Source organism: Devosia aurantiaca, from assembly GCF_011058215.1.
Taxonomy (GTDB): domain Bacteria; phylum Pseudomonadota; class Alphaproteobacteria; order Rhizobiales; family Devosiaceae; genus Devosia; species Devosia aurantiaca.
The window spans coordinates 777,300-797,998 of the sequence record NZ_JAALFG010000001.1; the positions used below are offsets into that span (position 1 = coordinate 777,300).

General features: G+C 60.6%; 19 protein-coding genes. 10 read left to right on the plus strand and 9 right to left on the minus strand.

Annotated features, from left to right (window positions below):
- Positions 1–24: 24 nt before the first annotated feature.
- Together G5575_RS04080 and G5575_RS04085 are read right to left on the minus strand one after the other, a co-directional pair.
- Positions 25–879 carry a metallophosphoesterase gene (locus G5575_RS04080; protein WP_164533202.1) on the minus strand — a complete coding sequence of 285 codons (855 nt, stop codon included), beginning with the start codon at positions 877–879 and terminating at the stop codon, positions 25–27.
- Between the two features lie 43 nt (positions 880–922).
- The gene (locus G5575_RS04085; RefSeq protein ID WP_164533203.1) at positions 923–1,591 is read right to left on the minus strand and encodes a TetR family transcriptional regulator; all 669 of its coding nucleotides are present in this window, start codon (positions 1,589–1,591) and stop codon (positions 923–925) included.
- 95 nt (positions 1,592–1,686) lie between these two features.
- Between G5575_RS04085 and G5575_RS04090 the strand changes: the two genes are divergently transcribed.
- Entirely contained in the window at positions 1,687–2,157 is a 471-nt protein-coding gene (locus G5575_RS04090; protein WP_164533204.1) for a CYTH domain-containing protein, read from the plus strand.
- Between the two features lie 64 nt (positions 2,158–2,221).
- The gene (locus G5575_RS04095) at positions 2,222–3,238 is read left to right on the plus strand and encodes an ABC transporter ATP-binding protein (RefSeq protein ID WP_164533205.1); all 1,017 of its coding nucleotides are present in this window, start codon (positions 2,222–2,224) and stop codon (positions 3,236–3,238) included.
- A gap of 5 nt (positions 3,239–3,243) precedes the next feature.
- On the opposite strand, the gene G5575_RS04100 is transcribed toward G5575_RS04095, so the two are convergent.
- A complete protein-coding gene (locus tag G5575_RS04100; protein WP_328765826.1) occupies positions 3,244–4,206 on the minus strand; it encodes an ABC transporter permease in 963 nt (320 codons plus the stop codon).
- A gap of 515 nt (positions 4,207–4,721) precedes the next feature.
- A complete protein-coding gene (locus G5575_RS04105) occupies positions 4,722–5,675 on the minus strand; it encodes an epoxide hydrolase family protein (protein WP_207632983.1) in 954 nt (317 codons plus the stop codon).
- Between the two features lie 197 nt (positions 5,676–5,872).
- Here G5575_RS04105 and G5575_RS04110 point away from each other — a divergent pair, with 197 nt between their 5' ends.
- The gene (locus tag G5575_RS04110) at positions 5,873–6,622 is read left to right on the plus strand and encodes a helix-turn-helix transcriptional regulator (RefSeq protein ID WP_164533206.1); all 750 of its coding nucleotides are present in this window, start codon (positions 5,873–5,875) and stop codon (positions 6,620–6,622) included.
- A gap of 170 nt (positions 6,623–6,792) precedes the next feature.
- Here the strand turns inward: G5575_RS04110 and G5575_RS04115 are convergent, their stop codons facing one another.
- The 4 genes from G5575_RS04115 to G5575_RS04130 all read right to left on the minus strand — a co-directional run bounded on the left by G5575_RS04115 (position 6,793) and on the right by G5575_RS04130 (position 11,266).
- Positions 6,793–7,902 carry an MFS transporter gene (locus G5575_RS04115; protein ID WP_235935557.1) on the minus strand — a complete coding sequence of 370 codons (1,110 nt, stop codon included), beginning with the start codon at positions 7,900–7,902 and terminating at the stop codon, positions 6,793–6,795.
- Positions 7,903–8,200: 298 nt separating this feature from the next.
- Positions 8,201–9,022 (minus strand): carbohydrate ABC transporter permease, encoded by an 822-nt coding sequence (locus G5575_RS04120; RefSeq protein ID WP_164533208.1) that lies wholly within the window; start codon positions 9,020–9,022, stop codon positions 8,201–8,203.
- Entirely contained in the window at positions 9,022–9,927 is a 906-nt protein-coding gene (locus G5575_RS04125; protein WP_164533209.1) for a carbohydrate ABC transporter permease, read from the minus strand. The genes G5575_RS04120 and G5575_RS04125 overlap by 1 nt, the downstream gene beginning before the upstream one ends.
- Positions 9,928–9,997: 70 nt before the next feature.
- On the minus strand, positions 9,998–11,266 hold the full coding sequence (locus G5575_RS04130) for an ABC transporter substrate-binding protein (protein ID WP_164533210.1): 1,269 nt from the start codon (positions 11,264–11,266) through the stop codon (positions 9,998–10,000).
- A 121-nt stretch (positions 11,267–11,387) separates the two neighbouring features.
- Between G5575_RS04130 and G5575_RS04135 the strand changes: the two genes are divergently transcribed.
- From G5575_RS04135 to G5575_RS04160, 7 genes are read left to right on the plus strand one after another with little or no spacing between them, the layout of a single operon-like run.
- Complete coding sequence (locus G5575_RS04135) at positions 11,388–12,689, plus strand: ROK family transcriptional regulator (RefSeq protein ID WP_164533211.1); 1,302 nt, start codon at positions 11,388–11,390, stop codon at positions 12,687–12,689.
- A 31-nt stretch (positions 12,690–12,720) separates the two neighbouring features.
- Entirely contained in the window at positions 12,721–14,214 is a 1,494-nt protein-coding gene (locus tag G5575_RS04140) for a M81 family metallopeptidase (RefSeq protein WP_164533212.1), read from the plus strand.
- Positions 14,215–14,241: 27 nt separating this feature from the next.
- A complete protein-coding gene (locus G5575_RS04145; protein ID WP_164533213.1) occupies positions 14,242–15,327 on the plus strand; it encodes an ABC transporter ATP-binding protein in 1,086 nt (361 codons plus the stop codon).
- 3 nt (positions 15,328–15,330) lie between these two features.
- Positions 15,331–15,720 (plus strand): hypothetical protein, encoded by a 390-nt coding sequence (locus tag G5575_RS04150; protein ID WP_164533214.1) that lies wholly within the window; start codon positions 15,331–15,333, stop codon positions 15,718–15,720.
- Positions 15,708–16,334: a GMC family oxidoreductase gene (locus G5575_RS19225; protein ID WP_207632984.1), complete on the plus strand. Its 627-nt coding sequence runs from the start codon at positions 15,708–15,710 to the stop codon at positions 16,332–16,334. Before G5575_RS04150 ends, G5575_RS19225 begins: the two co-directional genes overlap by 13 nt.
- Positions 16,277–17,407 (plus strand): GMC oxidoreductase, encoded by a 1,131-nt coding sequence (locus tag G5575_RS04155; RefSeq protein WP_207632985.1) that lies wholly within the window; start codon positions 16,277–16,279, stop codon positions 17,405–17,407. The genes G5575_RS19225 and G5575_RS04155 overlap by 58 nt, the downstream gene beginning before the upstream one ends.
- Positions 17,404–18,765 carry a M24 family metallopeptidase gene (locus G5575_RS04160; protein ID WP_164533215.1) on the plus strand — a complete coding sequence of 454 codons (1,362 nt, stop codon included), beginning with the start codon at positions 17,404–17,406 and terminating at the stop codon, positions 18,763–18,765. The genes G5575_RS04155 and G5575_RS04160 overlap by 4 nt, the downstream gene beginning before the upstream one ends.
- A 250-nt stretch (positions 18,766–19,015) precedes the next feature.
- Here the strand turns inward: G5575_RS04160 and G5575_RS04165 are convergent, their stop codons facing one another.
- Entirely contained in the window at positions 19,016–20,692 is a 1,677-nt protein-coding gene (locus G5575_RS04165; RefSeq protein WP_164533216.1) for a carboxylesterase/lipase family protein, read from the minus strand.
- Positions 20,693–20,699 lie beyond the last annotated feature (7 nt).

Here is a 20,699-nt window from a genome sequence, read left to right on the forward strand (position 1 = left end):
GATCTGGATCCTTGGGGAGAGCGATTAACCGGCGGTCGCTTCGGCCAGGGCCGCTTCCTGCTTCTGGCGCAGGAGCGAGAGGTCGTAGCGGTTGAGTTCGGTGCGGGTTTGCGGCAGCGGCACAAGCGCCATGGTGAGGCCGGAACGGCGAACGGTGCAGATGCCGAAGGACGCGCCTTCGACCATGCGCAGGACGCCGCTGGTGAGGATGTCAGTGGCCGCATGCTGGCCCATGCCGACGATCACCGGAATGCCATGCCAGACGGAGAAGCGGTCGTGGTGGATATGTCCGGACAGGATAGCGAGGATGTTGCGGCCCTTGAGCTGGGCGGCCAGCTGCTGGGATTGGCCGAACTCGATCGTGCGCCAATGGTCCCAGGGCGGCGCATCGCCCAGCGCCGGCGCATGATGCGCAACGATCAGCTTGGGCAGCTCGGGGTGGCTATCGAGCGTCTCTTCAAGCCAGGCGAACTGTTCCGCTGTCAGCGTGCCGCCGATCTGTCCGGGCGTCGAGGTGTCGAGCGTGATGATGTGGACGCCATCCATCACCTGCTGGTGGTCATAAGGCGTGTCGAGATCGCTGGTGCGTCCCAGCATACCCTCATAAAAGCCGGCGCGCGTGTCGTGGTTGCCCAGCGCGTAGATCACCGGCAGGCCCGATGCGCTCATCAGCGCCTTGAGCTGGCGATAACTATCGGCGTCGCCGCGATTGGTGAGGTCGCCGCTGGCGACGATAAAGCTCGGGACCTGATCCATGGTCGCGATCATCTCGAGCACGCGAGCGAGGGTGGCCGACGTGTCGCTGAAGAGGTGATCGTCCGGCACGGCTGGATTGCCGACGTGAAGATCGGTCAGGTGAATGAAAGTGGTCTCGGCCATGGGCATGCTCCGTTGCTGGAGCCATGCCTATGCCGCTCGCGTCTCAGCCGCGTGACGAGTTTGGAACAGCGTTTGAATTGCCGGGCGGCGTCGTAAACATCGGCGCCGCGGCCGCGATCACCTGGGCTAGCACGACATCCGCATTGCCGAGGTCAAGCTGATGGTTGGTCAGCTGCTCGGTGCGGCTCCTGTTGCGAGTCATCTGCGAGCGGATGCCCAGGAGGCAGGACATGCGAAAGCCGATCTCCACATCGCTCAGCCATGGCGCAATGCGGGCAAAGTGAGGGATGAAGACGCGATGATGATCGATATCCTCGATCATCGAGCGGAAGATTTCAGGGTTGTCGCTGGCTTGCGCAATGGTGGTGATGTGGCGAAGGACCGCATAATCCGATTGCGGATCAAGGCTCCAGCGGATCGAAGGTCCGACAAGGGCGGTAATCAGGTGCTCGACCCTCGCCGGTCCAGGGTGGCTGCGTTGCACCGCAGTGTGGAGAAGGGCGAGGCGTTCGGCGTTGAGGCGGAGGTAGACCCGTTCCGCTACCGAGTAGATCAGCTGTTCAACGCTGCCGAAGTGATAGCTGATGGCGCCGACATTGGTGCCGGCAAGCTGCGCAATGCTGCGCACCGTGACGGCTTCCGGACGCGCAGATGCTCGCAGCAGCTCTTCGCAGGCAATTTTCAGTCTTTCGGCGGTGTTGGTCTTATTCATGCGATCTTTTACCGCTCCGGTCCGGCGGGTGCGAGAGCTGCGCCCTTGTTATAGGTTCCGGCCGCATCTGAATCGAGTGTTTCAAGAGGTAGATCGTGGCCCTGGAGATCGAACGCAAGTTTCTGGTGGTTGGCGACGGCTGGCGCGGGCAGGCACGGACGACGCTGGCGATCACCGATCATCTGATCGCTCGTTTCGAAATGGGCAAGGCTCGCATCCGGATGTGCAACAATGCCGCGACTTTGACTTTCAAGGGACAGCGCAAGGGGATTTCGCGTAGCGAATACCATATCGATCTCTCGCAGGACGAGGCCGAAGCGATGATCGCCGAGTTCTCGATGGCGCCACCCTTGCAGAAGCGGCGACACGAGGTGGAGGCAAATGGTCTTGTCTGGCAGGTAGATGAGTTTGGCGGCTCGCTGAGCGGGCTGGTGACTGCCGATGTGGAACTGCCCAGCGAACAGCACGAGCTTGTTTTGCCTTCGTGGGTGGATCGCGAGATCACGCTGGATCGCACTTATAGCTCGAGCACCCTTGCAGCCAAGCTTGCCGAGGAGCAGCGCTGAGCAATTTGGGCGCAGGTGACAGCTTTGTCGCCAAAGAGTCATGTTGACGACCTAATGGCGGCAAATGACCGCCGTTAAACTTAAGGCCGTGAGCAAAAGCTTCGGCGACAGCCTTGTGCTCAACGACATTTCGCTCTCTCTCGCGACCGGCTCGTTCACCGCTTTGCTTGGTCCTTCAGGCTGCGGAAAGACGACGCTTTTGCGGCTGATTGCCGGGTTCGAGCAACCCAGCACCGGCGCCGTGGTGTTCGACGGCGTGACGATGGCGGATGGGAAGCACTCGGTGCCGCCAGAGAAGCGGTCTGTGGGGATCGTCTTTCAGTCCTATGCGCTCTGGCCGCATATGAGTGTCGCCGGCAATGTCGCGTATCCACTCAAGGGTCTGGGGCTTTCGCGGGAGACGATCCGCGCCCGTGTAGACGAGGCCCTGGCCATGGTCGCGCTTCGTGGCTTTGGCGATCAGCATGTGGATTCGCTGTCGGGTGGACAGCGGCAGCGCGTTGCCCTGGCACGATGCCTGGTCAATGGCACCAAGCTCATCCTCCTTGATGAACCGCTTGCTAATCTCGACGTGCATTTGCGCGCTTCGATGCTCGATGTGTTTGCCGATATTCACCAGCGCACCGGCGCCACTATCGTCTTTGTGACGCACGACCAGTCCGAGGCCCTGGCCTTGGCGGACACGGTGGTGGTGCTCGACGGTGGGCGCATCCAGCAGTCTGGGCGCCCCGAAACGATCTATGCAGAGCCCGCAAATGCGATGGTAGCCGGCTTCGTCGGCGATGGTAGGGTGATTGAGGCCGATGTTCGCGGCGGGATGGCAAGGCTGGGGCCGATAGATTTTTCCGTACGTGGCGTCGGTGAGGGAAGGCAACAGCTTCTGGTCCGGCCGCACGCGATACGGACCACATCCGATGGCTTGCCGGTGCGGGTGGAGCGCCGGCGCTATAGTGGAACCGGTTACGAGACGATGCTGCGCCTCGACGACGGCGCCATGCTGATCGCTGATCTCGCGGAGAGGGTAGAGATCGGCTCCGCCATCAGCATTGCGATCGACGACGCCTGGATCGTGCCACGCTAGGCGGGTTACCGCCAGGGCAAGACATTGGCGGGCAGTCTGTCCTTCAGGCGGTCGAGCAGCAGCAGTAGGGCCACGACAACCGCTACCGTGATGACAGCGATGGCGGAGGCCTGCGTCGAAAGGCCCGCTTCTTCAAGCGAAAACAGTATGACGCCAAGGGTTTCGTTGCGGTTGGACCAGAGGAGGGCTGAAACCGTCAGCTCGTTGTAGGCGCTCATAAAGACCAGCAAGGCGCCTGCCGTCGCCGCTGGTGCCGCAAGCGGCAGGGTTATGGTGACAAGACGCCGGAACGAGCCGACGCCGGCAGCTGCAGCTGCCTCGGTCATCTGCGGCGGGATATTGCCAAGGGCGGCATCGACAGGGCGCAGGGCTAGCGCGGCGAACCGCATGAGATAGGCGATAAGAATGATCCAGGGCGTGTTGTATAGGCTGCCAATCAGCGGCAGCGGCCGCAGGAACAGGAGAATGCAGGCAACGGCGAGGACGATGCCGGGCAGTGCGTAGGGGAGATCGATCAAGCCATTCAGTGCCTGGCGCAGGCGGAAGGGCAAGCTGCGGAGGCTGAGGCCCACGGGGATGGCCAATATTGCAAGCACCAGCGCTGCTAGGGCTGACAGGTAGAAAGAATTGACGAAGGCACGGATCGTCGATGCCTGGCGGAACAGAACCTCCGCATAGTTGTCGAGCGTCAGCGTCGTCAGGCTGAGCCGGACGCCATAGGCTGGAACCAGCGAGGTCGTGACCAGAGCCAGGAGCGGCAGGACCGTGAGCGTCCCGATCAGCGCCAGGGCGAACAATCCGACGGGCCAGGACCAAGGTCTGAGCTGGAAGCGCGCCGGCATCCCGGTCGTGATCGGCTGGTCGGTGCGGCTGGCGGCGAGAGACTGCGTTGCGATCCCGGCCAGCGCGATGGTGGCGATGATCAGCGACAGCATGGCCATCTGCGGCAAGCCATTCTGGAGCGCCACGCCACCTTTCTCGACATGGAAACAAGGATAGCGATGTGGAAGCAGATCTCCGCTATTAACTCGTAACACCTGACAGCGAACGTTCCATGGAATTCGGTAGATGTTTCGATGTCAGACGACCCCAAAAGCGGCCATTCACGGTGTTGGCAGCTCTACCCAAAAGCTGCCGTGGCGCAGAAACGCTAATGTAACTAGAAGGCGCTCGGGTGGTCTTGATCGCGGTCGACTGCCTGGCCGCACTGCCGCTTGGCCGGCTGATCGTCACTGCCCTTGTCAACAAATCACGTCTGGCAAAACCGCCGCCAAGCCCCACCAAGCTAATTAGCAATTTCGGCGCGAAACGCCCTTAGATCGTCAATTAATGTCTGCGGCTCTTCGAGCGCCGCAAAGTGCCCCCACGATCTTGGATATCGATCCATCGGACGATGGTGTTTTCTTCCTCGGCCGCGAAGCGCAGTCCGATGTCGTGGGCAAACTGGATGGCCGCTGTGGGAACACCAGAATTCCTTGGCTTTTCAGCCTGCCAGTCCTTGTTGCGCATATCCGACGTAAGCTGCCGAACCTGCACTTTTGGTGAACCAGTAGAGCGAGGCATTGGCGAAAACAAACTCGCTGCCAAGAATTTCGGCTGCGGGTTTTTCTTCTGGCCAACTCCACGCCTGCAGCTTGTCGTAGATCCACGCAAATTGGGCGGCCGGACTATCAACAAGCATTTCGCCGACAAGGCCCGGACGGGTGCTTTGCAAGGAGATGTAGCCAAATTCTTTTTGCATGAATTCGCCAACACGGCGCAGCCGGTCCTGTTCAAACGGGGTCAGTTTGGCCTTCTGCTTCTCGTCGACCTCCGAAACGAAGCCGCCCAAGGCTCCGTTCACATGGACGGCAATAACATGCTCCAGTGCAACGCGGCCCATTTCCGGCGCTACGCCTGCACCGATATCGCCTCCTTGAACCATATAGCTTTCGTAGCCCAGGCTGTTCATCAAGTCGGCAAATACGGTTGCGATGCGTGTAGTGGTCCACCCCTCGCTGTTTAGAGGCGTCGAAAACCCGAAACCAGGCAGAGCAGGAATCACGAGATCGAAGGCATCCTCGCTGCTGCCGCCATGCTTGGTCGGGTCGGTCAGGGGACCGATAAGGTGCTCGAATTCCAGAACCGAACCTGGCCAGCCATGAATGAGCATCAACGGCGTGGCGCCGGCATGGGCAGACTTCACATGGAAAAAGTGGATGTCCTGCCCATCAATTTCAGCAAGGAACTGAGGAATTTTATTGAGCCGCGTCTCAGTTGCTCTCCAATCATGTTGTGACCAAAGATCGAGGAGGCGTGCGACTTCGGAGACGGGCAGGCCGGTCTGCAATTCATCGCCGGGCAGTGCAGAAGGGAGCCGTACATGCGCGATCCGGGCAGTGAGATCGTCGATGTCGCGCTGCGGGATACTGATCTTGAATGGCTTGATCTCAGGCAAGGCATATTCTCCCGATTGTTCGCGTCGCGGTTGGTATTCGGCGTGGCTTCGCGCACGATAAGGGTTTGCATTCAGCAAGTTGATGGCGCCGGTGCGGCGGGGTATTTACTCCAGAAGCGGGATCGCAAATAACCGTTGCTAAAAAGCGCTTGAAATACCACAGATGGGATAGGTTTCTTCACATCGGGAGTAGTTGGATGGTGCGAACGGTCATGGCAGCGAGCACCGATTTCGACCGTCTTGATCATTCCCGTACCGAGAGGATGTTCTGGCGCACGTTCAAAGACATCATCAGCACGGAAGGCTTGGATTTTTATATTTTTCTTTGGCAACGTCCGGGCACGCCACTCTTCCATCGCTCCAACTTGCATCGCTCCAACTTGCCAGCAGAGTTTTATGCCGGTGCGGAGCACGATCCATTCCTCAAATACTGCTGCAATACGATGGGCGTAACGCTTGCTGGCGCGGACTTCTCCCTGCGGCGAGCAGTGTTGACCCGCGAAGAAAACGCTTTCGTTGAACTTACCGCACAGGCCGGTTGGCGGTCGGGCATTGCCATCCCTGTTCAGACTAAACGTCACCGCGATTTCGGCGGTTTCAACCTTGGATCAAGCATGGCAGGGCCTGCCTTTGAGGCTGCGGTGCAACCACGGATAGACCGACTGCGAGCGCTTTGCTTTTACGCATTTCGGGTACTGGAGCAACGCGTTTGGTTCCTCGAAAGCTTAGGTCGACAGAAATTTGAATTATCTGGTTTGACGAGCCGCCAGCGGGAGGTGGCCGTCCTTTTGGGGGAAGGACTGGATCGCGACGCCATATCGCAAAGGCTCGGCAATTCGGTCCAAACCGTCGCGACCCACCAGAAGGCCATTTACAAGCGTCTGGATGTACGGTCACAGCGAGAACTTATGCAGCTATTGCGTACGGACACGCCCAAGGCGGATTGAGTCCGCTTCAACTCTGCTTCTCCCAAAAGCTGCCTTTCCGCTTCCCACCCCGAAGCCGCTGAGCGGCAGTCGATTCATTGCTGGTTTTGATCTCCATCGCCGGCATTCGCCTGCCGGCGATAAAGATAGTCCGGAACGCCCGCACGAATAGCAGGGCTTGCCAGATAGACCTATTTGGAGAAGCCGCCCCGTTCGTTTGCGGCGTTTGGGCCGAGCAGGCCAACAAGGCAAACTAGAACCGCCACCATCAGTATGGCACCAGACAGTCCGACCTGGCTGGCGAGCGGCCCTATGACTGCTGGACCGACCAGTATTCCGGCATAGCCCAGCGTGGCGGCAGCAGAGATCGCGAGGTTAGCAGGCATATCACCATTGCGAGCGGCGGCAGAAAACAGAACGGGGACAATGTTGGCCGCGCCTAGTCCCACTGCAGCAAAGCCGGCGAGGACCAACCATTCTGACGGGGCGATGACTGTGAGGGCAAATCCACCGGCAGCCAGAAGACTACCGATCACCAGGGTGGGCGTACCGCCCAGCCGACTCACGGTGGCGTCGCCGGTGAGCCGGCCGATCGTCATGGCGATGGCAAAAACAGAATAACCAATACCCGCCTGTGCGACGGCGACATTGTGGGTGCGGATCAGGAACAGCGCACCCCAGTCGAGGACGACACCTTCGGCAAGAAACATCACAAAGCACAAGAAGCCTATGACCACAATTTGCCCTCTGGGCATCACGACCATGGGTGCTTTGTCACCACCCGCTTCGACGGAGAGCTGAGGCGCCGCCAAAGCTAGGAGCGCGACCAGTATGGCGCTGATCGCAAATGTCGCCAGCAGGGCCGATGCGCCGGCGTAGAGAGCGAGGCTCATACCCCCGGCGCCGATGATGCTACCAAGCGTGAACAGGCCGTGGAAGCCGGACATGAGATTGAGGTCCATGTCCCGTTCCACATTGGCGCCCTGGATATTCATCGCCACATCGACTGAGCCGATGCTGGCGCCAAAGACCGCCAGAGCCACAGCCAATACCGCAAAGGAATCCGATAAGGCCAGACAAGGCAGCGTGGCGGCAACTATCAAGGCGGCGGTTACGATGACTTTGCGACAGCCGTGGCGGCCTGCCAGTGTTCCGGCCATCGGCATGGCGATAATCGACCCTAGCCCCAGAAAGAGCAGGATCAGACCCAATTGGGCGTCGTCCACCCCCAGTCGCTGTTTGGCATAGGGTACCAGCGGTGCCCAGCTGGCCAGGCCGATGCCAGCGAGCAGGAAGATCATGCGCGTCGCCATGGCTGGGGATGATCTTGCCCGGTCGAGCCTCGTGAGCAATCGCAATCCCACATGTCTCCCTCGTCCCTGACCCTAGCCTACAGGCAAATGGGCTGCAGTCATCAGACGTGGCCCGGATTTTCCCATCCGCGTCCGGAGCCAATTTCTCCCGTTCCGTTCACCCCTGCCGGGTCCGTTCGGTGGGTCCTGGTCAACAGAACGGCATTGACGCTCTCGGCACACGACGGCCATCACGACGTGGCTTCGCAATGCTGCCGCCCATATGTCGATAACTGCTTGGTCTCGATCATTTTCCCGCGCCCCCGAGCAGGCCGCGGACGAAGGACTTCTGGAACAGTAGATAGGCGGCCATAACCGGCAGGACCGACACTATGGTCGATGCCATGAGCGGGCCGTATTCAACCTGGAGGCTGCTGGCAAAGCCGGCAATCGCTACGGTTGCCGGGCGGGCATTGTCGCTGGTCGTCAGAGTGATAGCGAAAAGCAGGTCGTTCCAGATAGCGCGGCTCTGAATGATGGCCAGCGCGGCAAGGCCAGAGCCCGATGCGGGAAGCAGCAATTTCCAGAAATAAGTTGCCGGACCACAACCATCGATCAGCGCCGCCTCATACATCGAGCGGGGCACCGACGCGAAGAAGTTGCGCATGAAGAAGGTGCAGAACGGAACGGCGTAGGCGGTGTGGACCAGCCACATGCCGGGGATTGTGTCGTAGAGGCCCAGCCGCTGCACGAGGAAGAAGAGCGGGATCTGCACGATCTGGAACGGCACCAGCATGCCGGTCAAAAGGATGAAATAAACCAGCTTGCCGCCGGTGCCACGCATATAGGCGAGGGGATAGCCGGCGACGGCGCCGATCAGCAGCGACAGGACAACGGCCGGGGCGGTGATCAGCAACGAATTGAGGAAAGTGCGGCCGGCTCGACCGAAGGCTATGGCGTAGTTCTCCCAGTAAATCTGCGTCGGCAGCGTCATCACGCGCGTGATTTCGGCGGGTGATTTGAACGAGGTGAGGAAAGCGACGATCAACGGCGTCACGAAGACGATGGACATGCCGATGAGGACGGTGCGCGTCAGGATGGTCTGGCGCTGCTCGATGGAACTGCTCATCAATCGGCCTCGCTGTCCTGGACCCGCCGGGACATATAGATGATGTAGGGCATGATGATCACGCCGGCGATGATGAAGAGATAGACCGCAACAGCGGCAGCACGCCCCATGTCGAAGCGGCCGAAGGCAAGATCGTACATCTGCACGGCCAGCACTTCTGAAGAATAGGCAGGGCCGCCCTTGGTCATTGCCCAGACCACGTCGAATAGGCGCATGGCGTCAATGGCCGACATGCCGAGCACTATGATGGTGGAAGGCCAGAGCAACGGAAAGCTGACCTTCCAGAACACCTGCCAGGGCGTCGCGCCTTCGATGCGCGCCGCTTCGATGCATTCGGTAGGAATATTGCGCAGGCCGGCAAAGAAAACTAGGAACGCAAAGCCCGTAGTCCACCAGGCCACCGAGCCCATCAGCGACAGGTTGACTACATTTGGGTCACCAAGCCAGTTCTGGGCAAAGCTCCCGAGCCCGAGCAGCTTGAGAACAGTGGTGATCAACCCATTGTCGGGCTCGTACATCCAGCGCCAAATGGCGCCGACTGCAACGGCCGGAATGGTGAAGGGCAAAAAGAAGATGATGCGAAAGACCTGTTCGCCGCGAATGCCGCGATCAAGGATAGCTGCCAGCAGCAGGCCGAGCCCGGTGGGCACGATCAGCATGAAGGCGACCCAGATGATGTTGTTGAGAGCCGCATGAAGGAAGCGTGGCTGGCCGATCAGCACCTGGTAATTTTGGAGACCTACGAAGCGCATCTTGGGCGCAAAGCCGTTCCAGTCATGGAGCGACAGGTGGATGCTTGAGATAACCGGGTAGACGTAGAAGGTGACGAACAGCAGCGTCGGCAAAGCCAAAAAGGCGATGTGCGTCCAGTCGGTTCGGGAGAGACGGTGTGGAGACAGATTCATCGGCTTTGCTCGCGGGACGGCAACGAAAAGGGGCGGCGTCGGGAGAGCGCCGCCCCTCGTGAGGCTGAGCTTACCAGGCGATGAAGGCGCTTTCTGCTAGGGCTTCCTGGCGCAGGCCTTCAAGGGTGGAGATCAGCTCTGCCTTTACAGTGTCAGAGGGATCGATTGCGAAGCGCTCGATCTGTACGCCGAATTCGGTGCCGAGATCGGTTGGCAGCAGGAAGAACAGGTTTGGCAGCACGGCATTGTTGGCCGAAGCTTCCGAGAACTGGCGCGAGAAGGTGGCGCCGGCATAGCCGTAGACCGCAGGGTCGACATTAATGTTGGGTGCCAGCGACCCCTTAAGGGTGGCAAAGGCAGCCTGGCCGTCCGTAGTGGTAATGGCCTTGATGAACTCGTCGGCAGCAGCAACCGAGGGACCTTCGGGAACAGCCAGGACGTCCATCTGGAAGATCGACTTGCCGACGGTGCCGGGGGCCTGGAACATGTCGAACCCTTCACCGGCCTTAAAGCCGGCGGTATCCATGTAGCCGGCAGCCCAGATGCCCATCATGAACATGCCGGTATTGCCGTTGATCAGGTCGTCGGCGGTCTGCGTCCAGGTCTTGCCGCTCCAGTTCTGGGCATAGCAGGAGACCATGCGGTCACGGTAAAGATCGAGCGCTTCGGCAAATTCGGGGCTGTCGAACCCAAGCTCGCCGCGGGCGATCTGGTAGTAGCCGTCTTCGCCGACGACCGAGACCAGGGCGGCGTAGAAGTTGTAGAGGCTCCAGAAGGTGCCGCCGGCATTGCCGAGGGGCTGGTAGCCAGCGTCCCGCAGGGCGTCGCAGGCCGCTGTGAAGCTGTCCCAGTCGGTCGGTACGGCAACACCGGCCTTTTGAAAGGCTTCCTTGTTGTAGAACACGTTGTTGATCAACGACAGATCAAACGGGATACCGTAGGGCACGCCATCGACCTTAACGACGCGCTGCACGCCTTCGGGAAAGATCGCATCGCCATCGATGGCGGCCCAGGCGTCGGTCAGTGGATGAAGCTGACCGCCATCTGCAAAGGTCTTTAGCTCATAGGCCATTGAGCTTTGGTAGGCTGCTGGCGGACGGCCGCCGAGAAAGGCGGTCTGCAACTGGCGGCGCAGTTCTACGACATTGCCCGGGATGACCACGCCGGTGAAGTTGGCATCGTCGACTGAGGTGTTTGCCGCATCGATCAGCGCGTTCATGCCGGCCAGTTCCGAACCGGCAGCGTAGTAGTGCCAGACTTCCAGATTGTCCTGTGCCTGCACAGATGTCGCGCCAAGCAGCGCAAGGCCGAACGCGGCCAGCATATTGGATTTCTTCATTTCCCTACCTTTGTGGCCGACGGCCTTTTCCCTCGTGAAAATAATCTTTCAACAAGAAAAAATCTGAACCAGCTGAACGATAGAGTCAACTGCTTGAGCAAAACTTCGCCATGCGATTTTTTTGAGCAGCTCCAAACTCAGAGAAATTAAGGTGTTTTATGCCCCTGCACCACTAAAAACTTTCTGCAGGTATACTCCACCCATTGACCTGGGCTTGCAGAACATGTCTATTTTTCTCTATTATAGAAAAAGGGAGCTGGGAGTGGATCGGTCGTTTTTGCGTCGTTATCACGCCAGCGCAATTTTTCATCGCATCCGCATCCAGCCCGATGTGTCACAGCGCGAAATCATCGAGCGGACCGGCTTCGATAAGTCGACAGTGTCGTCCATAGTCAACGAATTCATCGAGCAGGGTCTGGTCGAAAGACGGGCGAAGGTTTCAGCCTCGGGACGAGGGCGGCCGTCCGAAGGCCTCATCATTGCACCCGGGTCAGGGCTTCTCGTCGGCGTCGAGGTGGAGGCCAATGAGCTCATCTTTGTAGCTTGCGGCCTCGACGGCGCCGTGCTGGCTGAGCGGGTGCTGCCGTTCGATGGTCAACTCGCCGGGGTTGAGACAGTAATCGCGCACGGCGTCGATGATCTCGTTCAAATGGCCGGATCGGAGGCGCGCGTGCTGGGTATCGGCGTGTCGCTGCCCGGCCTCGTGGATATGGATGGGGCACTCGTCCACGTACCGGCCCTCGGCTGGCGCAACGTCGATATTCTCGATCGCCTGACCCAAGCCTGTACGGCACCGGTCTATGTCGGTAACGACGGGCAGGCCACGGCGATGGCCGAGAACATGTTCGGGGCCTGCGTCGACCTCGAAAATTTCATCTACATGTTTTCTGGGTCCGGTGTCGGGGGCGGGCTGTTCCTCGACGGCACCATCTATAAGGGAGCCGGAGGCCTCGCAGGCGAACTGGGCCATATCAAGATCGTGCCACAGGGGCGTTTTTGCACCTGTGGGGCGGCAGGATGCCTCTCGGCCTATCTCAGCGACTCCGCACTGATCGAGGAGATATCGCGGCTCGGGCAGAACCGGCCGGCATCCTTCGAACACATCATAGACATGGCCGGAGCGGGCGACCCGATCGTGCTCAACGTGCTAGACCATGCCGGTGAAGTTCTGGGCTCGGCCATTTCCAGCCTCATCAACATCTTCAACCCGCCGCTGGTTTTGCTTGGCGGAGACCTGGCGACCGCGGCGCCCTATCTGTCGGGCGCGGTGGACAAGGCGCTGCGCCGGCTAGCACACCCTGCCATGTACAAGGCAGGCATCGTCAAATTTGCCGAGCCCGGCGTGGGCGGTCCCCGCCTCAGCGGCATCGCACTGGCGCTCGATGGCGTAACGCACGCTGCCGGCTCGCAAATCCTGCCCTAAGAACTCGAACATCCTTCTGGAAACCATCTCAATGCGTATCGCCATCGTTGGCCTCTCGATCGAAATCATGTTGTCTTCCCCAGCGGTGACGGGTCCCGGCTCGCTGCAGCATTTCGATGCCAAGCAGATGCTGGAAAACGACGTCTGGATGGTGCGGGGCATGCTGCAGCGCATTGCGGAGGACAGCGATGTCGAGCCAGTCCCGCTTTACTGGGCGACGGCCTTGCCGGGTGGCATCATGACGGCCGAGGCCTACGACCTGGTCAAGAGCCGGACGCTCGAGCTGATCGGCAAGACCGAAGCGCTGGATGGCGTGCTGGTGGTCAACCACGGGGCCCTGGAGGTCGAGGGGCTCGATGCCGATGCGGATTCAGATTTCGTCGGCGCAATCCGTGAGCTGGTTGGCCCTGACATGCCGATCGGCATAGCGCTGGACCTGCATGGCGATATGACGCCGGAGCTCCTGGCAGCAGGAACGGTATTTTCGGTGCTTCGAACGGCGCCACACCGCGATGACAAATCGACCGGCTACCGCGCGGCGGAGCAATTGATCAAGGTGATCCGTACCGGCATCAAGCCCAAAAAGGCCGCGGTCAGCCTTCCCATCCTCATTCCCGGCGAAACCGCGGTCACCTCCGCGAGCCCCGCGCGGGAGCTTTATGGCAGCCTGCCTCAACTCGATGCAGTTCCAGGCATGATGGAAGCCAATATCCTCGTCGGTTTCGCCTGGAACGACCGGCCATGGACCAAATGCACAGCCTTTGCGGTTTCGGAAGACAGCGCCGAACTGGCCCAAGAACAGGCGGTCAAGCTGGCGCGCAGCATTTGGGATGCGCATGAGCAGTTCATTCTTCGCATGGAAACTGCAGAAGTCGCCGAAGGCCTAGAACGCGCGTTGAACAGCCCGCAGCGGCCGGTCTATGTTTCCGATTCGGGGGACAACACCACGGCCGGCGCCGCTGGTGAGCTGACCACGGTGCTTCAGGCGGCTCTCGATCTAGGCGCCAATGAGGACATCATTGTCGCCGGCATTACCGCGCCAGAGACGGTGGCGAAACTCAACGCAGCCGGGGTTGGCGCTGATGTCGAGCTGATCCTGGGCGAAGAACATCTGTCGCGCCCGAAGACGGCACGCAGGGTCATTGCGCGCGTCGAGGCCTGCGGCGAAGAGCTCGACCTTGGTGGGTTCCAGCCCTATCGGTCCAAGGACGCGGCTTGGGCGAAAGTGCGGATCGGCAATGTCATCGCGACTTTCCACGCCCAGCCCATCGGGATCACTACACCCGAGCATTTCCAGGCCATGGGCATCGATCCGGTGGCCCACAAGATCTATGTCGTCAAGCTGGGCTATCTGCACCCCCGGCTCGAAGACATCATGGCGCGCCATATCCTGTTGCTGAGCGATGGCACCTCGCAGCTCGACATGGCCCGCCTCGAATGGAAACGCCTGCCGCGCCCCACATGGCCACTCGATCGTGACTTCGAGTGGACGCCGGAAGGCAACATCTACGGCGACGCATCTTAAACCGCGTATCAGGAACAGGAACCAGCCATGGCCGGTGTTACCCTCGACAAGGTCGTGAAGGCCTATAACCAGACTGTTACGGTGCATGGCATCGACCTCGAAATCGCCGAGGGCGAGTTCATCGTGCTCGTGGGACCATCGGGCTGCGGCAAATCCACGACTTTGCGAATGATCGCGGGGCTCGAAACCGTCACCGGCGGCGAAATCCGCATCGATGGCAAGCGTGTCAACGACCTGCAGCCGGGCGAGCGCGATATCGCCATGGTTTTCCAAAACTATGCGCTTTATCCCCACCTCAGCGTGGCCGAAAACATCGTTTTCGGTCTCAAGCTGCGCAAGGTGCCCAAATCGGACATCGCCGAGCGCTTAAAGCGCACCGCCGAAGTGCTGGGGCTCGACGAGTTGCTTGACCGCAAGCCTCGGCAGTTGTCGGGTGGCCAGCGCCAGCGCGTCGCTATGGGGCGCGCGTTGATCCGCAATCCGTCCGTGTTCCTGTTCGACGAGCCGCTGAGCAATCTCGATGCAAAGCTTCGCGTGCAGATGCGTACCGAAATCAAGGCGTTGCATGCACGCATTCCCACTACCACCGTTTATGTGACGCATGATCAGGTGGAGGCCATGACGCTGGCCGACCGTGTCGTGGTCATGAACAAGGGCGCCATCGAGCAGATCGCGCCGCCTGAGGAACTCTATCTCAAACCGGCAACCCGGTTCGTGGCCGGATTCATCGGCTCGCCGGGCATGAATTTCTTCCCCTCCAGCATTGAGGACAGCGGCGAGGCGTTGAGCTTGCGCCTGTCCGACGGGCAAAGCCTCGTCGTTCCAGCGCATAGGGTCGACCTTTTCCGTAAGCTCGCCGGCAAGCCTGCTCTGCTAGGCATCCGTCCCGAGCATTTCGCGCTCGACCAGGGCCCGGTCGCCATCGATATCACGGCCGGGCTGGTGGAGCCTCTTGGCATGGAGACCTTGGTCCATTTCGACCTCGGCAATGATCCCACGGTAGCGCGTCTCTTGCCGCAATCCTCAATCCGCAGCGGAGCCAAACTGAGGCTTTCGGTAGACATGAACCGTGTCCATCTGCTGGATCCCGAAACCGACCTGGTGCTGGTCTAAGTTATGAAGAGCGGCGATCCGGCACTGCTGAGAATGCTAGACCGAATCGCGCCCGATCCGGTGTTAAACAGCCGTGCCATGGGCGTGCCGGACTATGTTGCCGGCCGAATTGCGGCCGATCCCTCCGCAGCACAGCGCGTTGCGATCGGTGTTGATGCCTTCCTGGCTGAGCACGACGTTGGCAGTTTGGACGATGCCGAGCTCGATGCCGCGCTTCAGACCATCACGCACTTGGACTGGTTTGCCCTCCTCGCCCGCTGGGCCGCTGAGGCCATCTATGCTGATCCGGGCAACGGGGAAATCCCGATGCTCTGTCGTGGCAAGAAATTGGTTATGAGCACCGCCTCCCCGAAGGCCCGGAAGGTCCTCGCAATGCACCTGTGGCCCCTGTAAGGAGGCCGGACTTTACCCGCCATTATGACGTGGTGGTCGTGGGCGCAGGAGCCGGGGGCGGCATCGTTGCCAGCCAGCTGGCCCTTGGCGGGCGGAACGTGCTGCTGGTTGAGCGCGGCAGCTGGCTCGACTATGCCAATAGTGGGCACCGCGATCATCTGCGCAATCACCGGAATGCAGTCTATGGCCACAATACCGGTCCCGACGCCGATGACGGTCCGCGTATCGTCGTCACGCCGGATGGCGTTGAACATGCCACGGCGCCCCACACCATCGCCTATGGCAATAATGCTGCCTGCATCGGAAGCGGCACCCTGGTCTATGGCGCCCAGGCCTGGCGTTTCCATCCCCATGATTTTCGCATGGCGAGCCGCTATGGGATTCCGGATGGATCGAGCCTTGCAGACTGGCCGATCACCTATGCCGATCTCGAGCCGTGGTATGGCTTGGCCGAGCAAACGATCGGTGTGTGCGGCCCCTCCGGCACCCTGCCGCATGAGGGGCATCGCAGTGTAGACCTGCCCATGCCCCCTTGCCCCGACATGGGGCCGCTCAGGTGCTTGCCGAAGCGGCCCGCACCCTGGGGCTCAGCACGACACAGCCGCCCATGCTGATCAATTCGCAGCCCCATGACGGTCGCGATGCCTGCATCGAATGCGCGAGCTGTCCCGGTTTCGCCTGCCCAAGCGACAGCAAAAACGGCACGCAGAACACAGTGATCCTTAAGGCTTTGGCGAGCGGGCGCTTGCATGTCTCAGCCGAAACGCTGGTCGATCGCATAACGACAGAAGAAGCCGGACGCGTGACCGGTGTTGCCTTGCTTTGGGACCAAGCCGGCATGCGCCACGCCGCAACGGTCACGGCAGATATCGTCGTTGTTGCGGCAGGCGCCATCGAGACGGCGCGCCTATTGTTGTTGTCCGCCAATGCCAGCGAACCAAAGGGACTGGGCAACAATACGGACCAAGTTGGACGCAATCTCCAAGGTCACACCTATCCGACTGCCTATGGACTATTCGATCGTCAGGTCCATGGCGGCAAGGGTCCCGGCGTGACGATCGCGACGACCGATTTCGCTCATGGGCTGCCCGGCGTCATCGGTGGCGCCATGCTGGCCGACGATTTCATCATGACGCCCACTGCTTTTTGGGAACTGGCATTGCCGCCGGACATGCCGCGCTGGGGCCAAGCGCCGCATGATTTCATGCGCCAGCATTATCGCCACGTTCTTGCAATCAAGGGGCCGGTCCACGAAATACCCAATCCGGCCTGCCGGGTGGAGCTCGACCCAGCCGTAACCGACAAATGGGGCCGTCCCGTTGCGCGCCTTTCCGGCGTCGTTCATGGCGAAACCAGCCGCACGGCCGCCGTCATTCTCGGCAAGGCAAAAGCCTGGCTCTCGGCTGCCGGTGCGTCGCGCATTTGGGGCTACACGCCTGCCCCGCGGCTGTCTTCTCATCAGCATCAGGCCGGCACCTGTCGCATGGGGACCAGCCCCAAAAACTCGGTGACTGATTATCATGGCCGTGTCTGGGGCCATAGCAATCTCTATGTCGCCGATGGGTCGCTGCACCCGACAAACGGCGCCTTCAACCCTGCTCTGACCATCATGGCGCTGGCCTTCCGCTGCGCCGATCACCTGCTCAACCGGCTGGATCACCAGCCCGCATCGGAGACCCATATATGAGCCATCTGCAATCCGTAGCCATCCCAGATTTCGGCGTCCCTCTGGTCCGCCCGCAAATTCCGGCCGCGACCCTCGCCGCCCGCTGCGACGATGTCTATGCCCGCGCAGGCAAGACCTGGCTCTTCGTCTATGCCGACCGGGAGCACAATGCCAATATCCTACACCTGACTGGCTTTGATCCTCGTTTCGAGGAAGCGGTATTCCTGCTCGGCCCCAATGGCCGACGGATCGTCGTCACCGGCAATGAGTCGGAGAGTTTTACCGCCATCTCGCCCTTGCCAAATCTCGAGGTCATGCTTAGTCAGACCTTGAGCTTGATGGCTCAGGACCGTTCGAAAAAGCCAAATCTTGAAGCCGTCCTGCGGGATGCCGGGATAAAGTCCGGCGATAGGGTCGGCATCGTTGGCTGGAAATATCTCGGCGCCGATGAATGGGACGATGGTCGTGCCGGATTCATCATGCCCCATTACATGGTTGTGGTTCTGGCACGCATCATTGGCGGCCCGGATGGCCTGTCCGATGAAACAGCCATTTTCATGCATCCTCAAAACGGGTCACGGACAATCGTCGACGCCGACCAGATTGCCGCTTTCGAATGGGCATCCACCCGCGCCTCGGCTTCGGTCTGGAATGTGGTCACCAAGGCGCGCCCGGGCGAACGCGAAATCGAGGCAGCCCGCAATTTCCTTTATGCCGGCGAACCGCTCAGCGCCCATTCCATGTTCGCCTCGGGAAATGCCAGCTACGCCATCCACGGCCTCAATAGTGCCGGGTCCCGCGTCCTCGGCAAGGGCGATGGCGTGACCACCGCCGTCGGCTACTGGGGCGGCCTGAGTTCGCGCGCCGGCATGCTCGACGATATTGACGATAGCTTCGTGGGCATTGCTGCGTCCTACTTCGATGCCCTCGTTACCTGGTACGAGACTGCCAATATCGGTACGACCGGCGGCGACCTGCATGATGCCGTGGTCAACAAACTGGCCGAAGCCAATCTCAAACCTGCGCTCAATCCCGGCCATCTCGTCAGCTACGATGAGTGGAGCCACTCCCCGGTCCGCCCCGGGTCATCCGAAGCACTGGCCTCCGGCATGGTATTCCAGGTCGATGTCATTCCAGGCCCCATTCCAGCGGGCAAGGCTCTCAATTGCGAAGATGCCGTTGCCGTTGCCGATGCAACGCTGCGCGCGGACCTAGCCGCCAAGCATCCGGAGACTTGGGCCCGTATCCAGGCGCGCCGCGTCTTCCTCCGCAACACGATCGGCGTGGACTTGGGCGAGCACCTGATGCCACTCTCGAACATCCAGCTCTGCCTACCCCCACTTTGGCTCAAATCCGATCATGTGATCGTGCGTTCGTAGATCGGTTCAAAGATGGGCAGGGGTTCGTCCCCTGTCCATTCCGATCTCTTGGGTGTGAGTACGCAAAATCAATGGAGCCGAAAGAGCGACCGCAGGTCTTCATAGGCGGTCGCGTGCGCCAAATGGTCTCTCAGGCGCACCGTCTGCTTTCCACCCCATCTCGGCCATTGGCGACCCTTGTCCTGTTCGCCAAAAGCGGACGTTCAGCAACAGCATGTTGGGGCTGGCCGAGGCCAGCCCCAACATGCTGTCAGTCGCGGGGGCCGACGCCTTCTATGCGACCCGGGGCGGGGACGGCGGGGGCAGTTGGGATGGGGTTGGCCGCGAGCCAGTCGATCCCTTTTGGGTTGACCGAAACCAGTTCGGCGCCGTCGGCAAATTCCATCATCATCTGGTTTTCGGCCGACCATAACTCCCAGGCCACCGCTTCCGTAGCCGGGTTTCCGGTGCTTGCGAAGGCGATTAGGCTGTCCATCATGTCGTTAGACAAGGCGCGGTCGTCGTCGCTCCAGTTGCGGCCGTTGTGGAACTTGTTGAAGGCCTCCAGCGTGCCGAACCAGAACGGAATGTCGGCCGTGTGGTATGCGCCCACCGTGGACTCGTCGATATCGGCATAGTCGAAGCCGCCAAAGGTGTGCTTGCGGCTGAACATGCTGATGAAGGCGGGAGACTCGTTGACCTCGCTCTGGATCTCCGCGCAGCCCACGGCATTCTTGGCGTGACGATTGGCGAGGGCGATCGCGGTCGTCTGGTCGGCAACCTCGTCATCGCTGGCGACGGGGAAGGTTGCAAGGAACGCTTCGGCGTTCTCTCCATAGAGTTCGCTCGCCAGTGCCTCGTATTCCGCGACCGTCTTGGCCGCCGAGAATGGCGTGCTGGCTTCGTCGCGATTGAAATGGGCGATGATCGGCACATCGTTCATTTCGCCGGCGTCCTGGATTTCGGCCTGGCTCTTTGGCATGAAATAGCCATCGATGACCCCGCTGGTGCGGATGCCGGAGCGGCTGACGCCGAGCTGGGTTTCGTTCTGGATGGCAAGGATCTTGTCGGCCGGAACGTAGCGCATGGCTTCTAGGCTATCGACGCCGAGTGCCGCCTGCACTTCGAGGCCGGTCTTTTCTCCGTCTTCGAGCGAGGTGCCCGCAATGTCCCAGGTGCAGCCCGAAGACATGACGGCGCCGCTGAACAGGCCTGCCGATAGCGGGCTGTAGATCTGCTCGGTTACGGCGCGCGCGCCGGCCGACTGCCCCATAATCACGACGCGCTCCGGATCGCCGCCGAACTGCTCGATGTTCTCGTTGATCCATTTGAGCGCAGCGTTCTGGTCGAGATAGGCGTAATTGCCGGAATGGCCGTCCTGCTCGGCGCTCAGTTCCGGATGCGCCATGAAGCCCAGAATGCCGACGCGATAGTTGAAATTGACGAAGATGGCGTCTTTTTTGGCTATTTCCTGGCCGGCATAGGTGTCGATGCCGCTCGATCCGACGGTGCCGCCGCCGCCATAGATGAACACCACGACCGGCAGCTTGGAGGTTGCGGTGGCGTCTTCCGGCGCCCAGACGTTCATGTAGAGGCAGTTTTCCGAGGTTGGCTCTTCGGCAAAATAGTGGTTGATGTTGTGCGGACGCAGGTCCTGGATGCATTCAGGACCAAGCCTGTCGGCGTTCCAGGTGCCGTCCCAGGAAATGGGCTGCGGTGGCTGCCAGCGCAGGTCCTGTGTCGGTGGTTTGGCGAAGGGAATGCCCAGCCAGGCTTTGACACCGGGCTCGAGGACCTGACCGGCCACAAGGCCCGAATTGGTCTTGATCGGCTCGATGGGATCAACCACCTGCGCCTGGACGTTGCTGACGGCCAGCGTTGTCGCTACGGCCAGGGCCAGCCGGCTGATGGCCGGCGTTCTCAAAATCTTAGCACCTTGAAAAGTCACAGAATAT